The sequence below is a fragment of the Maribellus comscasis genome (assembly GCF_009762775.1).
Classification (GTDB): domain Bacteria; phylum Bacteroidota; class Bacteroidia; order Bacteroidales; family Prolixibacteraceae; genus Draconibacterium; species Draconibacterium comscasis.
The window spans coordinates 2639855-2655017 of sequence record NZ_CP046401.1; the positions used below are offsets into that span (position 1 = coordinate 2639855).

At 37.8% G+C, this 15163-nt stretch carries 8 protein-coding genes; 5 read left to right on the forward strand and 3 right to left on the reverse strand.

The annotated features are described in order from the left end of the window. Positions 1-23: 23 nt before the first annotated feature. Entirely contained in the window at positions 24-2054 is a 2031-nt protein-coding gene (locus GM418_RS10480; protein ID WP_158865812.1) for a glycoside hydrolase family 3 protein, read from the forward strand. Between the two features lie 436 nt (positions 2055-2490). On the opposite strand, the gene GM418_RS10485 is transcribed toward GM418_RS10480, so the two are convergent. Then, positions 2491-3372 (reverse strand): DUF72 domain-containing protein, encoded by an 882-nt coding sequence (locus tag GM418_RS10485; protein ID WP_158865814.1) that lies wholly within the window; start codon positions 3370-3372, stop codon positions 2491-2493. A 190-nt stretch (positions 3373-3562) separates the two neighbouring features. Between GM418_RS10485 and GM418_RS10490 the strand changes: the two genes are divergently transcribed. The 4 genes from GM418_RS10490 to GM418_RS10505 all read left to right on the forward strand — a co-directional run bounded on the left by GM418_RS10490 (position 3563) and on the right by GM418_RS10505 (position 9456). Then, entirely contained in the window at positions 3563-4660 is a 1098-nt protein-coding gene (locus tag GM418_RS10490; protein WP_158865816.1) for a helix-turn-helix domain-containing protein, read from the forward strand. 241 nt (positions 4661-4901) lie between these two features. Beyond that, positions 4902-7280 (forward strand): glycoside hydrolase family 95 protein, encoded by a 2379-nt coding sequence (locus tag GM418_RS10495; RefSeq protein WP_158865818.1) that lies wholly within the window; start codon positions 4902-4904, stop codon positions 7278-7280. A gap of 1 nt (position 7281) precedes the next feature. Continuing rightward, the gene (locus GM418_RS10500; protein ID WP_158865820.1) at positions 7282-8313 is read left to right on the forward strand and encodes a galactitol-1-phosphate 5-dehydrogenase; all 1032 of its coding nucleotides are present in this window, start codon (positions 7282-7284) and stop codon (positions 8311-8313) included. A gap of 21 nt (positions 8314-8334) precedes the next feature. Further along, positions 8335-9456: a Gfo/Idh/MocA family protein gene (locus tag GM418_RS10505; RefSeq protein WP_158865822.1), complete on the forward strand. Its 1122-nt coding sequence runs from the start codon at positions 8335-8337 to the stop codon at positions 9454-9456. Here the strand turns inward: GM418_RS10505 and GM418_RS10510 are convergent, their stop codons facing one another. Then, a complete protein-coding gene (locus tag GM418_RS10510; protein WP_158865824.1) occupies positions 9457-9642 on the reverse strand; it encodes a hypothetical protein in 186 nt (61 codons plus the stop codon). It lies immediately after the preceding gene. Positions 9643-10682: 1040 nt separating this feature from the next. Continuing rightward, entirely contained in the window at positions 10683-14870 is a 4188-nt protein-coding gene (locus GM418_RS10515; RefSeq protein ID WP_158865826.1) for a hybrid sensor histidine kinase/response regulator, read from the reverse strand. Positions 14871-15163 lie beyond the last annotated feature (293 nt).

Sequence of the window (15163 nt, forward strand, 5' to 3'; positions counted from 1 at the left end):
AAAAACGAATTAAGTTACTTATAATGAAAAGTATAAGCACACTAACAATATTATTTATCTTATTAAAAAGTTCCATTTTAATAGCACAGGGAACCTACAGTTTTCAACCCAACATCGAGGTCAGGACTGTGAATCTTTTACACGAAGATAAACTTGAATTCAAGGACCTCAATAAAAACGGCAAACTGGATATCTACGAAGACTGGCGTCAATCGGTTGAAAATCGGATCCAGGATCTGCTTAATCAAATGACCCTGGAAGAAAAAGTTGGGTTTTTGTTAATCAATACGCTTAACGCAGAAAGCTATGGTAAAGTATCGGAATCAGGCGTTCGGTATGTTGAGGATGAAAAGATGACCCGGTTTATTTTCAGAAATACGGTTATTGAAAATCCTGAACGCACTGGAGGCAGAGGCGGCGGTTTTGGTGGAGGTCAGGTCTCTCCTTACGAAGCAGCCCAATTTACAAATTCAGTTCAGGAAATTGCTGAGAATACGCGACTTGGTATACCTGTCGTGTTTAAATCAAATGCGAGAAACCATGTCACTTATGATGCAAGAGCAGGAATCAATGTTGGTTCAGGTGCCTTTTCTGCCTGGCCTAAAGAAGCAGGTTTGGCCGCAACACAAGATATTGGGCTAATTGCCGAATTCGCTAATGTAATGAGGCAGGAATGGACTTCTATCGGTCTTCGTTCGATGTACGGCTATATGGCTGACCTCGCTACTGAACCGAGATGGTACCGTATCCATGAAACGTTTACCGAAGACAGTGAATGGGCTACTGAAATTGTATCGACCCTTATCAAAAACCTGCAGGGTGAATCTTTGAATTCAAAAAGTGTTGCGTTAACATTGAAACACTTCCCGGGAGGAGGACCGCAGGAAGGTGGAGGCGATCCTCATTTCGACTATGGAAAGAACCAGGTTTATCCGGCGGGAATGTTTGATTACCATGTAGCGCCGTTTAAGGCTGCAATTGATGCGGGTGTTTCGTCCATTATGCCATATTACGGAATCCCCATTGGCCAGCAATACTTACCCAACGATGTTGGTATGGCGTTTTCTAGGGGAATTGTAACCGGTTTATTGAGAAATGAACTTGGTTTTAAAGGATATGTAAATTCGGATACGGGTATTATTGGAGACAGAGCATGGGGATTGGAAGATAAAACCGAAGAAGAACAAATAATAATTGCCGTGGAGGCAGGAACAGATGTTCTTTCCGGATTCAGTAATAACAAAATGATTTTAGACCTTGTAGAATCTGGAAAGATTTCTGAAAGCAGAGTGGAACTATCGGTAAAAAGGCAACTGAGAGAACAATTTGAACTCGGTTTATTTGAAAATCCGTATGTAGATTCAGACAGGGCAGCTTATATTGTTGGTAATGCATCTTTTCAACGAAAAGCAGATATTGCGCAAAGAAAATCAATCGTACTGTTGCAAAATAAAATGAATCTTCCTCTTGCAATGCCTGAACGGAATGATTCTCTTGTTCTGTTTACAATGGGGGTTGATAACGAGATATTTAATAATCGATCGTGGTCGGGTATTAAAGCAATATCAGGAGATTATGATGCTGAAAATGGTCAGCTTCCGGATATAGGTGATGATGTTGATTATGCTGTAATCAGGATCAATGTGCTTAATACAGGAGGTAGGTTTGGCGGAGCTATTCCAGAGGAATTAGATCTGCTGGCATTCTCCGATATGGTTGGTTCAAAATCGTGGCACATATCTCCTTCCCTGGCTGATATAAAAACTGTTATGGATAAAGTAGGCGCGGAAAAGACAATTCTGTCAGTAAATTTTCGAAATCCATATGTTTTGGATGCAGATTGTGGCTTCCTGAATGCAGGGGCTATTCTGGCTACATTTGGCGTGAAAAGTGAAGCGCTTATGGATATTATCATGGGTGATTTCAAACCCACCGGAAAATTGCCATTTGCATTGGCAAAAAGCAAAGAGGCTATCATAAATCAGGATTCAGATGCGCCTGGTTATCCCGATGAAGATACTCTTTTCCCGTTCGGATTTGGGTTGACGTACTAAAGATATTGCTCACACGAAATAATTGACCAATGGATAATGATATCGTTTATTGAATATAAAACTCTGTCTATTAGCAAAAAATCAAACAAGAAGCTTTTTGTATTTGTTGTAGAGAGTTTTTTGTCATGTAGTAAGAAGAGAGTTTTAATCAACCTGGATTGAGAGAAGGAAAGGCACACTTTTTTGTTTCGACGATAGAATTAGTTACTGATTCAACAACGAGTACCGCGTCTTATTAAAGTATTTTACGTTTCAATTGGCCCATTGGGGCGTCCATATTTGTAAGATATTCTATCTTTGAAATGCATAAATAGTAGATTTTTATGATGAAAGTCAAAAAAATCTTATCCCCCGGTGAGGCCGGGGGATTTTATTTATAAAGCTTCACTTGATTTCCCAAAATAAACAAACCAAACTTTTATTTTGAATATCTTTTTCAAAGCAAACTACCCTGACGGGGGCCGCGTACATTCAAACTGTACTTTTCATTCAGCTTACTGATAAAGTAAGCCGACAGTAGCGGCGACTCTTTTTCTAAATTCTGATGAACAAAGAAATAGAGATTTTCTAGTCCGTTTTCAATCCAAACACCCACTCGTTCAACCCAATCATCTAAACGACTGTAATCTGTCGGGTGATTGGCTCCGACGTATCGCACAAATGCAGTAGGTGTTGTCAATCGCATATGTAGCATATCTCTTCTTCCCGCAGTATCTACAATAATATTTGCAGTCTCATTCTCTTCCAAAAGGGAATATAATTCGGAAGAAATCTTCTCATCACTAAACCATTCTTTGTTTCTGAGTTCAACCGCCAGTGGAATTCCCGGTGGAAATTTGGTTAAAAAACCTCTTAATCTATCAAAGTCTTTATATGAAAAATTATCATGAAGCTGAAGGAAAACCATTCCCAGCTTTGGATTAAAATTACTGATTTTAAAACAGTAATCTTCAACCAGTTCGCCAACATTAATCAAACGTTTATAATGACTTATCGAATTTGTAATTTTCGGAAAGAACCTGAAATCGTCAGGCGTTTTGTTGCGCCACGTTTCAACCTGGTTTATTGAAGGGATATTATAAAACGTGGCATTTAATTCTATACTATTAAATTGTGTGGCATAATAAGCCAGTTCATCTTTTGTTCCCCGGGGATAAAAGCCCTTTAAATCAGTTCGGTTCCATTTCGCACAACCAACATTCACACATACTTTTGGCTTGTTTCCTTTCGATCGCGCCAGAACTTTTTTTGAATCGGGATGATCTGGAGGTAAGACAAAATCAACGCTTCCCGGATTCTCAACTTTCCCAAATTTCATAGCCTGTAATTTTGATAGGAATAAAATCCCAATTAATCTTTTTCTCAAATTTCGAAAGAATCTGTTTCATTAGCAAATTTTCATCATTTTAACAAAACACTTTCTCCGAAGTATTTTCAAGTCTAATTTTATTTTACTCCCATCTTGTTCACTCAAATCAGATGACAGTGATTTTGCTTATATTTAGTGAATGGTAAAAACTATATCTTTAATCGGGTTTATTCAGGCTATTTTTGGCATACTGATTTTTGTGTCAAAAAGACCAAAGCACCTTAGTTTTACTATTATCACATTTTGGCTTTTTATTATAGCAATTTCGCTGGGAACAAAACTGCTTCCTTTTGATACGGTCGAATATCTTAAGTTTGGAGTATTTCCCATACTATTTTCGCATGGCCCTTTGCTTTATTTATATGTAAACTCGTTGGTAAATGAAAACTTTAAGTTGAACTGGAAACACCTGTTACATACTTTACCAATTTTTATTATCGGTATACAGCGATCCCTGGGAAACCAGGTTTCAATGAACAGTTCTCCTGATTTGTCAGAAAATCCAAATTATATTTACAACAACATTTACTATGCACTTCTGATCATTTCAGTGGTGACTTATTGGATTTTGAGTATCCAGCTCATTCTAAAACACAGAAAAAGTATTCCCTATTTTTTTTCCAATTACACAGCAAAAAACACATTAAATTGGCTCATTCTACTTATTGTTGTTTTTTTATTTCTGATTGTGATTGAGTTGTTTATATCGTACATTGAAAAATTAATGAATACCAAATTCACTGAACTTTCAAGCATTCATATCAATTTGACCATCTTTACTTTTATGCTTGTATTTTTTGGCATAAAACAAACCGCCATTTATAAGAAGCAAAAAATTAGTTTATCTGATTCTGTAAAAACAAAAAATACTCAGGCAGCATTAAACGAAAGACAGGAGAAAGATCTTAACAAGGAAATTATTCAGTATCTGAAAACTAAAAAACCATATACAAATCCCGATTACAGCCTGCAGATGATGGTTGAAGACCTTAATGTTCCCAGATATAAAATATCACACGTAATTAATGCCAGTCAAAAAAAGAATTTTTTTAAATTCATTAACGAATTCCGGGTGAAAGAAGTTAAAGAAAAACTTGCCGATCCTTTATATAAACATTATACTCTTCTCGGGATAGCTTTAGAATGCGGTTTTAACTCCAAAACTTCATTTAACCGGATTTTTAAGGAAGAAACGGGTGTTACACCTTCTCATTACAAGAAATCTCTTCAGCTATAACGGGACTATTCTCAAGGCCTGCGAATTGATCCAAAAGTACCAATCCGGGTGCCAACTTGTAAAATAAGGTTTCATCTTGTTTGTTGAAGCGCTTTTCAGAAAGAATTGCATTAATTTAATGTGTTCATAGGTTTAATTCATTAAGTGTAGTGAATTAAAAAATATATTATCCCTCGGCGAGGCCGGGGGTTTTTTGTTAATTCTTTGTAAGTTTGGAGAAATCTAAACTAACATTTCCAGAATGAAAAAATCTGTAATTTTTCTGACAGCTTATTTATTTGTTTCGTGTTCAACTTATTTCGAACCAGCAGAGGAATTAAACCCGTCAATGGGGCTATGGTATAATGAAGCAGCCAGTGAATGGACCGATGCGTTGCCTGTCGGTAACGGGCGTTTGGGAGCAATGATTTATGGTGGAACAACATCTGACACCATCCAGTTTAATGAGGAGACACTTTGGAGCGGGCAGCCCCACAACTATTCTCACGAAGGTGCATACAACTACCTTGGAAAAATCAGACAGTTATTGTGGGATGGGAAACAGGCCGAAGCTGAGCAACTGGCAAACGAACATTTTATGTCAGAACCATTCGGACAGTTTTGTTACCAGCCCTTTGGGAAAATATTCTTGAATTTTCCCGGGCACGAAAATCCTGAAAACTATAAACGTCAGATTGACCTTCGCAATGCTCTTTCAACGGTCTTTTATGAATTGGATGGAGTTAGCTTTAAACGCGAAACTTTTGCTTCCAATCCCGATCAAGCAATCATAATTCATCTGGAAGCATCAAAAAACGGAGCGTTAAATTTTGCTGCAGGACTAAATTGCCCCCACGAAAATTATTCGGTTTCGATAGAAAACGACCAAATTATCCTTAAGGGAAAGGCAAATAATTATCCTAACAAATTAGGACGCGACGGGAAACCTTATCCGGAAAGTAAACTTATTTTTGAAGCCCGGCTGAAGGTTACAAACGAAGGGGGTGGAATTGTTAAAGACGGAAAAACATTAAAAGTGGCCAATGCCAGAAAAGCCACTCTTTATTTAGTAGCGGCAACAAGTTTTGTAAATTACAGCGACATCAGCGCAAATCCTTCGGAAAAATGCGATTCATATCTTTCAAATATTAACGGAAAATCATATGAAATGCTAAAGTCTTCTCACATTGAAGATTATCAAAAATTATTTAACCGTGTGGAACTGGATCTGGGAAGTTCTGAAATTTCAAAACGCCCTACCGACGAACGGCTGGCTACTTTCAAAGCAGATGAAGACCCTTCTTTGGTTTCGTTGTTGTACCAGTATGGAAGATATTTGCTGATTTCATCTTCACGACCGGGAACACAGCCCGCAAACCTGCAAGGCATCTGGAACGATAAAATAGCACCGCCGTGGGATAGTAAATACACGATTAATATTAACACCGAAATGAATTACTGGCCGGCTGAAATGACGAATCTTTCAGAATGCACCAATCCTTTAATTAAAATGGTTACCGAAATAGCGCAGACCGGTAAAAATGTGGCAAAAGAACATTATGATATGGATGGCTGGGTAACTCATCATAATACTGATATCTGGCGGGGAGCTGCCCCGATTAATAACTCAAACCATGGGATCTGGCCAACCGGAGGTGCATGGTTAAGTCAGCATTTGTGGTGGCATTATCAATTTAACGGTGATAAAGCTTTTCTGGGGAAAACCGCTTACCCTGTATTAAAAGAAGCGTCCCGCTTTTTTGCCGAATACCTGGTGCCGGATCCTCAACATCCGGAATGGCTGATTAGCGGACCAAGCAACAGCCCCGAACAAGGTGGTTTGGTAATGGGACCAACCATGGATCATCAGATTATCAGAGAATTGTTTGCCAACACGATAGAGGCTGCAAATATTCTTGGAGTCGATAATGATTTTGCCAAAATGTTAAAGGAAAAACGGGCTAAAATTGCGCCGAATCAGATTGGGCAGTACGGGCAGTTACAGGAGTGGCTGAAGGATGTTGATAATCCGGAAAATGAACACCGGCATGTTTCCCATTTGTGGGGTTTGCATCCCGGAAGTGAAATTCACCCCTTAACAACTCCCGATTTTGCCGATGCATGCAAAGTAACACTCTCGCAACGTGGCGACGGTGGAACGGGCTGGTCACGGGCATGGAAAATAAACTTTTGGGCGCGATTGCTCGATGGAGATCACTCCTTCCTTCTATTAAAAAACCTGATGGTTCCCTCAAAAAGTAAAGAAACCAATTATGAAGACCGGGGTGGTCTATACAACAACTTGTTTGATGCACATCCACCGTTTCAGATCGACGGGAATTTTGGCGCTACTTCAGGAACTACTGAAATGCTTTTGCAGTCGCACCTGCGCGATGAAAATGGTGATTTCTACCAAGACCTCCTCCCTGCACTTCCATCTGCACTTTCCTCCGGCAAAATAACGGGAATAAAAGGAAAAGGTGGTTTTGAATTTACAATCTCCTGGAAAGATGGCTCTCTTGTTTCTGCAGAAATAAAGTCTTTGCTCGGAAACAAACTAAATCTGCGTTATAAAGGAAAAATAATCTCAAAAAACACAAACGAAGGAGAAAGTTATACTTTTACCAAAGAAAATTTTTAATATGAAAGCGCTTGTTTTAGAAGAATATATGCAACTCAATTACAGGGATTTTGAAGAACCTGAGATTGAATCCAATGAAGTATTGGTACAAGTTAAAGCCTGTGGTATTTGCGGTAGCGATGTTCACGGAATGGATGGAAGCACGGGCCGCAGAAAACCACCATTAGTGATGGGACACGAAGCCTCCGGTACTATTGCAAAAACAGGAAAAGATGTTTCGGACTGGCAAGTTGGCGACCGGGTTACTTTTGATTCAACCATATACCAGCTCGAAGATTGGTACACGCGGAAAGGACGTTACAACCTGAGTGACAACCGGAAAGTTTTGGGTGTTTCGCCCGGAGAATACCGGAAGCATGGCGCTTTTGCAGAATATGTATCGGTGCCGGCGCATATTCTGTATAAAATCCCCGACAATGTTTCATTTGAACAGGCCGCGATGGTTGAACCGGTTGCAGTTGCAGCCCATGCTGTAAATATTTCAAAAATTCAACCCGGGGCCAGTGCCCTTGTTATTGGAGCCGGAATGGTAGGAATGTTTGTGCTTAATATGTTAAAAATTGCAGGAGCAAATCCCATAATCGCGCTGGACCTGGATGAAAATAAACTGGAGCTGGCGAAAGAATTTGGTGCAACTCATACTTTCAATACTTCTAAACCCGGTATTTCAGAAAAAATAAAGGAATTAACCAAAACCCGTGGTGCAGACTTTGGTTTTGAAGTGGTAGGAATTTCGGAAACTGTAAACCTTTGTATTAACAATTTGCGCAAAGGCGGAACAGCAGTTCTGGTTGGAAACCTGAAACCCGAAGTTACCATTCCCTTACAAAAAGTTGTTACAACAGAACTTTCGCTTTTGGGAAGCTGTGCCATAAATGGCGAGTATGAACTGGTGCTTGATTTGCTTGCTTCAGGTAAGATTAATGTGGACAAAATGATTTCAGCCAAGGCTCCTCTTTCCGAAGGAGCATTTTGGTTTAAACGGCTTTATAACAAAGAACCCGGACTAAATAAGGTAATTTTAGTCCCTTAAATTCTTCAAAATAAATCAAACATGAAAACATATCGTATCGCCATTCTCGGATGCGGAAAAGTAGCCCACTTACATGCCAAAGCGGTTCAAAACTTAAAAAATGCAAAACTTGCAGGTGTTTGGAGTCGTTCAAAAAATACAGCTGAAAAATTTGCGTCGGAATATAAGGTTCCGTTCTATTCTGAAATTGAGCCATTGATTAAAAACGAAAAAATAGATCTGACCATTATTTGTACTCCGCATCCTTTTCACCTTGAACCGGCAAAACTTGCGGCAAAAGCTGGTTCCCATATTCTTGTGGAAAAACCGCTCGCTTCCACTCTGGAAGATTCGGATGAAATGATAAAGACCTGTAAAAATGCCGGCGTTAAACTTGGAGTAATAAGCCAGCGGCGTTGGTACGAACCCGTGAAACGGGTAAAAGATGCGATTGATGCCGGCAAACTGGGAAAACCGGTTTTTGGAACCATAAATATGTTGGGCTGGCGGGATGAAGCGTATTACGAAGCCGACGAATGGCGTGGCACCTGGAAAATGGAAGGAGGCGGTGTTTTGGTTAACCAGGCACCTCATCAGCTGGATATTTTGCTCTGGTATATGGGCGAAATTGATGAAGTTTACGGATTGTGGCGCAACCTAAATCATCCCTATATAGAAGTAGAAGATACTGCGGTTGCGATTATCAAATTTAAAAACGGCGGTATTGGAAACATCATTGTAAGCAATTCGCAAAAACCAGGAATTTATGGAAAGGTACATGTACATGGCGAAAATGGAGCTTCAGCAGGTGTTCAAACCGATGGCGGAGCTATGTTTATTGCTGGAATGTCGGGAATTCAGGAGCCGCCGGTAAACGATATCTGGTCGGTGCCGGGCGAAGAAAAATTGATGGAGAAATGGAAAAGCGAAGACTCTGCCTTTTTTAACAGCGTGGACCCAACGATATATTATATGGAGCGGCAAATTGAAGATTTTATCCAAGCTATTGAAAATAAACGCGAACCCCTGGTAACGGGAGAAGACGGCCGAAGAACCGTTGAACTTTTTACTGCAATTTACCGCTCAACACGCGACAACAAACCAGTAAAATTTCCTCTCCATCCCGAAGGTGAAGATGACCTGGATGGAAGGCTAAAAAAATAATTACTGTTGAACCTTTATTTCGCTGCTTTCCGTCTGCAAACAAACAATATTGTTCCTCTGCTCCAGTTTGGAATTAATCATTAACATTCCCGCCACTACCAAGGTAGCAACAAGCGCTATTACAAAATAAGCTTTTGAATCTACATCAAATCCGTCGATAAATTTTTGAATTGAATTGCGTCCCATCTTCCCTCACCTTTAAATCATCATCAAATACAAAAATAAAGGAAAATAAACTTTTAACTAGCTAATTTTCATGTCTTTTTGAACAAAAATGTCCCAGAAAGAGAAAAATGTCAGTTTGAAGTCTAAAATATTTATGGATATCACCGCCTAAGCCGAAGTGGTTTTCTGTGGCGGGCAAAATCATCTGTCCATTTGCTTTCAGTTTCAATCGTAAAAATACTAAAGAGGCGATACTAATTATTTTTATCTTAAACAAAAAGGGTGGCTCAACAGCCACCCTTATTTTACCCAAACATTAATACAATTTTGCATTAATTAATTTTAGTAAATCGGAATAGTAGAAATTATTTTAAAACCTCAATTATTCAGGCAAATAAAATTTACCTTTTTAATACAATTACATTCGTCTCTTTATGCTAGTTTGTTTTGATTAGCCGAATGACCCTTTATCGAACTTTTCAAAGTGATTGAATGGTAGATTTTCAAATTTTCGATACAAAATTAAATGTGTGCGTTTACAAAATATAGATGAGAAATTTTGAAAAACCCGATACTTAAAGAACCATTTCTTTTAACCAAATTTGATAATTTTAAAACTCAGATTAAAACCAAATTTAAAGATTGATTTTATTTCCAATTTTGTGCAAACCCAGTTCGACAACCCTATATCAACATTTTGTCAGTGATTAACCAATCTATTTTGTAATTAAACTTTGTTATTTGTGAATGACTAATTGCCTAAAGCATGTTTGAAATTTGGACTGTCGTTAACCAATTTTACTGTCAGTAATAACCTGTGTTTTTCATTTTATCTGCTATCATAATCAAATGTTTTAAAATGTTTTCAATGTCAATTTATGTCAAAAAAAAATAAAACACAAAGATATCTTTATCTTTTTGCAAATAAATCAAAAACTAGTTGAAAAAACATTCATAAATAACTGAAAAAGAAATAGTTATGTCTATTCTAATTATTCTAATTATTCTATCTTTTCCAGATTTATTTTTAGAAACTACTTTGATTAAACATCATTTCCCCATTATGATAAATTGTCTTTTGTATGAAAATTTTGTGATGAAAATCCGGCAGAATTTTTACCATATTTTGAGGGGGAAATACTGAATTCTTTTTTGAACTGAACACTAAAATATTTAGGATCATTAAATCCGGTTTTATATGCAACTTCTGAAACATTTAACTGCCCCCTTGTCAGGAGTCGCGCAGCCCTTTTCAAACGAAGAATCCGAATAAATTCAAGAGGAGTACTTCCGGTTAAGGCCACAATTTTATTATACAACTGCATTCTGCTGATTGCCATTTCCTTGCTAAACTCAGCTACAGTAAACTCCGGATTTCCCATTTGTTCTTCCATGATATCAAAAGCCTTTTTCATAAATTTTTCGTCGAGGGATGTGATGCTAATATCCTTAGGTTCAATTTCTACCTTTGTATTAAAAACCTTCCGTATGTTTTGTTTCAATTGGACCAGGTTTTCAATTTTTGCCTTTAAAATATCCAAATTAAAAGGTTTTAAAATGTAATCATCGGCGCCACTCTTTAAGCCCTCCAGTTTTTGTTGTTCCGAGGTTTTGGCCGTTAAAAAAATAAAAGGAATATGACTGGTAATTTTATCGCTTTTTACTCTTTTACAAAATTCTATGCCATCCATTACCGGCATCATAATATCGCTTAAAATTATATCCGGAAGTTTAATATTTAACTGCGCCAAAGCGTGTTTTCCATTTTCAGCCTCAACTATTTCGTATTCGTCACTAAGGTTTTCCTTCAGGTATTTCCTCAAATCCAGATTATCTTCAACTATTAATATAACAGGATTTTGTTCGGATATGATTTTCTCTCTTCGAAGAACGGGTTCTTTTTGATTAACTGAAAATTTAATTTCTTCTGTTTTCCCGTAAAAAATATGATTTGAAATGTTCCCGTCATTTTTAATCGGCAATTTCACCGTAAAACTGGTTCCTATACCTTGCGCACTGTCAACTTTAATTATCCCGTCATGAAGCGTTACATATTCTTTTGTTAATGCCAAACCAATCCCTGACCCCTGACTTCCAAAATTATCCTGATTTTCAGCCTGATAAAAACGATTAAAGATTTTACCAATGTTGTCGGGGTGAATTCCGATACCATTATCTTTTACTTTTATTATCAGATTTGCTCCTGTTTGAGCCGGCATATCATTCTGAATCTCCTCCAATTCAAGCTGTACAATAACCAACCCGCTCACATGAGTATATTTAAAAGCATTTGAAAGCAGATTGTAAAGAATTTTCTCGAGTTTCTCTTTATCAAACATCATGTTAAATTCCCTGAGGTTTGTGACCAGACGAAGTTCAATATTTTTATTTTCACTTAAATCGTTAAACGAAGCAACCACACTGGAAATAAATTCCACTATATTTCCCCAGGAAGGATTAAACGCGAGCCCCTGATTTTCCATTTTTCGAAAATCAAGCAATTGGTTTATCAACGCCATTAATTTTTTAGCGTTCTGATAAATATGCTCAAGGTATTTTTCCTCGGGAAGATTTTTAAATTTTGGGAGTAACTTTTCAACCGGAGAAAGAATCAAACTTAACGGGGTTCTGAACTCATGAGAAATGTTTGTGAAGAATTTTAATTTCATCAAATCAAGTTCGTGTATTCGTTTTGCTTCTTCGCGTTCCATTTCCAATTCAACCTTAAGCCTTTCCCTGTTCAGAATCATAAATCGTAATCCCAAAAGCAAAAGAAGGAACAGGACAGCGTATCCGAGCAAAGCATACCAGGTTTTCCAGAACGGAGGCAAAACTTTAATATTCAAAGAAATACCCTCCTCATTCCAGGTACCATCTTCGTTAGATCCTTTAACACGCAAAATATAGTCGCCATTGTTCAAATTCGTAAATGTTGCAAAGTTGGCCGTGCCATCTGTTTCAAACCAGTTTTCATTAAATCCCTCCAGCTGGTAACGGTATTTATTTTTTTCCGGATGAATGTAAGTTAACGCTGCAAATTCAATTGTGAACAGGTTCTCGGAATATTTTAATACAATTTCGTCAACGGCGTCAACCGGGCTGGGAAGAATAACCCGGTTGTCAAATACCTCTCCCGGACTTACCGGATTATTAAATATCTTCAGGTTGGTAAAAACCAATTTAGGAGTTGAAAGGTCTGGTTTTATTTCGTTTGGCTTAAAAATATTTATTCCGTTTACCCCGGCAAAAATCAATTCACCATCGTTTGTTTTTAATGAGGCGTGCTCAGAGAATTCACGCCCCTGCAATCCATCTGTTTCATCAAAATTCATAATCTCTGTAGTAAAAGTCGAGTCGTTTATGACATTTGAAAATGAGATTCTTGAAATTCCGGCAGAACTGCTCACCCACAAATTTCCCTGGTCATCCTCTAATATCCTCTTTACCGATTTGGGCAACAAGTTCTTGAATTGGTTGAGCAAAAGATAATGGTTGGATTCAGGATCAAACTTTATCAATCCTTGTTCGCTGCATAGCCAGTGCCAACCGCGGCTGTCCTCAAAACTCGAAATAACGGGGCCGAAGTTTATTGGTATTTTATCAGAAAAACTATTAAAATAAACATCAATATTCTTTTCGAAAGGATTGTATATCGACAAACCATCTGAGGTTGAAATCCAAAGTCTTTTTTGGTGGTCGCTTGCAATATGATTTACATAATTGCCGGAAAGGTTTGAATTCTCAGAATCATAGCGAACAAAAGAATCGTTTCCGGGATCGTAAAGATTTAAGCCCCCCCCAAGTGTACCTATCCAAATATTCTGGTTGCTGTCTTCCGTAACATACCATATCCGGTCATCGGAAATACTGGTTGAGTCACTTACACTGTGTTTATATATGGTAAACTCACCTGTTTTCGGATTGTATTTGTTCAATCCGCCATAATAAGTACCAATCCACATATTTTTCGTATGATCTTCAAACAGAGAAACAACTACATTGCTGGTTAATCCGTTAATACCTGTATTTTCAACCGTTATAAATTGAAACTTTCCCGTCTTTCTGTCAAGTACATTGATCCCTGCTCCATTGGTTCCAATCCAAATATCCCCATTCGAACGTTCGATACAACAATTGATATCATTTAAATTCAAAGAATTCTTATTATCCGGATCGTTTTGAATTAGGCGAAATTTCTTTGAACTTTGTTTATAATAATCGAGCCCTTTTTTATAAGTCCCTACCCAAACAATATTGTCATTGTCAATATACAAACTGTGCAATCCATTTGTGGAAATATTCTTTGTGTCTCCTGTTTTAAACAAAATGTTTTGAATGGAATCTTCCCCTTTATCGTAAAGGTATAAACCTGCGCCATCTGTTGCAATCCATACAATTCCGTTCTCATCTTCCTGAATTCCTGAAATAACTTTACTCCCAATCTGTTTAAAAAGTTTTTCATTTAGCTCCGAATGCCACTGGTCGTTCACCAAGTCGTAGACGTACATCCCGGCCTGGCCTCCAATCCACAGCAAGTTATTGCTGTCAATAAATAATCTATGCAGACCCCGCACATATTTCCCTTTGTACAACTGGGGCAATGGGATCGATTTATAATTCCCACTGGCGGGATTGTATTCAATCAATTCTGTTGTAAAAGTACCTATCCACATTTTTCCTGTACGATCTTCTGCAAAAGAAATTACATTATTTACATCGGCACTAAACAAAGAAGAATCGATTAAATGATGCTCGAAGTTACCCTTCCTGTAAACAAAAAAACCTTCATGTGTACCGATATACATATCTCCGTTTTTGGCGGCGAAGATGCTCTCGATGTTATTTACATCATTACATCCAAACGCATTATAGTCAAAAAGAGAAACCCGCTTAAATGAACGGGAATGCAAATTTTTTATGTTGAGTCCAAATGTTGTCCCAACCCAAAGATTGGACTCGCTGTCTTCAGCGACGACAGAAATAAAATTATTGGACAAACTGGCGGAATCTTCCGCGTTGGCTTCAAAATTTGTAATTTGATATCCGTCAAAACGATTTAGGCCTCTACTCGTTCCAATCCACATTAAACCTTCAGAATCTCTGTGAAGTGAAGTTACCCAATTGGAAGTCATTCCGTCAGACACGCCAATATTCGAGAAATTTGCCGGAATATTTTGAGCATAAAGTTGAAAGGCTGACCCAAAAATAAAAAGTGCCGGATAAAATATGTGCAGAATTTTTTTTAACATCTTCTTTTAACGCCTGTTGTTCACCTGTTCCAAATAAAAACCTTGAAATATAGTTACTTCCCCTCTTTCTGATAAATAATTTTACAAATCATGTATATTTTTTTTACAAATCTCACCCCTGATAATTTCGTCTCTATCTTATTTGCTTACAAACCACTCCCATTCTAATTTGCATTTCGCCCTACTTTTGTCTCGTTAAATTAACTATAATGGCTAAAAAACACCATCGCAAAATCTATCTCTTGCTCGAGATTATTATGTATCTCCTGATCATCTCGTTTATCATTATTCTT

What these genes read in the sequence shown, in the direction of transcription:
- GM418_RS10495 (WP_158865818.1), top strand. Translation starts at nt 4,902, where the DNA reads ATGAAAAAATCTGTAATTTTTCTGACAGCTTATTTATTTGTTTCGTGT.
- GM418_RS10485 (WP_158865814.1), bottom strand. Translation starts at nt 3,372, where the DNA reads ATGAAATTTGGGAAAGTTGAGAATCCGGGAAGCGTTGATTTTGTCTTA.
- GM418_RS10480 (WP_158865812.1), top strand. Translation starts at nt 24, where the DNA reads ATGAAAAGTATAAGCACACTAACAATATTATTTATCTTATTAAAAAGT.
- GM418_RS10500 (WP_158865820.1), top strand. Translation starts at nt 7,282, where the DNA reads ATGAAAGCGCTTGTTTTAGAAGAATATATGCAACTCAATTACAGGGAT.
- GM418_RS10510 (WP_158865824.1), bottom strand. Translation starts at nt 9,642, where the DNA reads ATGGGACGCAATTCAATTCAAAAATTTATCGACGGATTTGATGTAGAT.
- GM418_RS10490 (WP_158865816.1), top strand. Translation starts at nt 3,563, where the DNA reads ATGGTAAAAACTATATCTTTAATCGGGTTTATTCAGGCTATTTTTGGC.
- GM418_RS10505 (WP_158865822.1), top strand. Translation starts at nt 8,335, where the DNA reads ATGAAAACATATCGTATCGCCATTCTCGGATGCGGAAAAGTAGCCCAC.
- GM418_RS10515 (WP_158865826.1), bottom strand. Translation starts at nt 14,870, where the DNA reads ATGTTAAAAAAAATTCTGCACATATTTTATCCGGCACTTTTTATTTTT.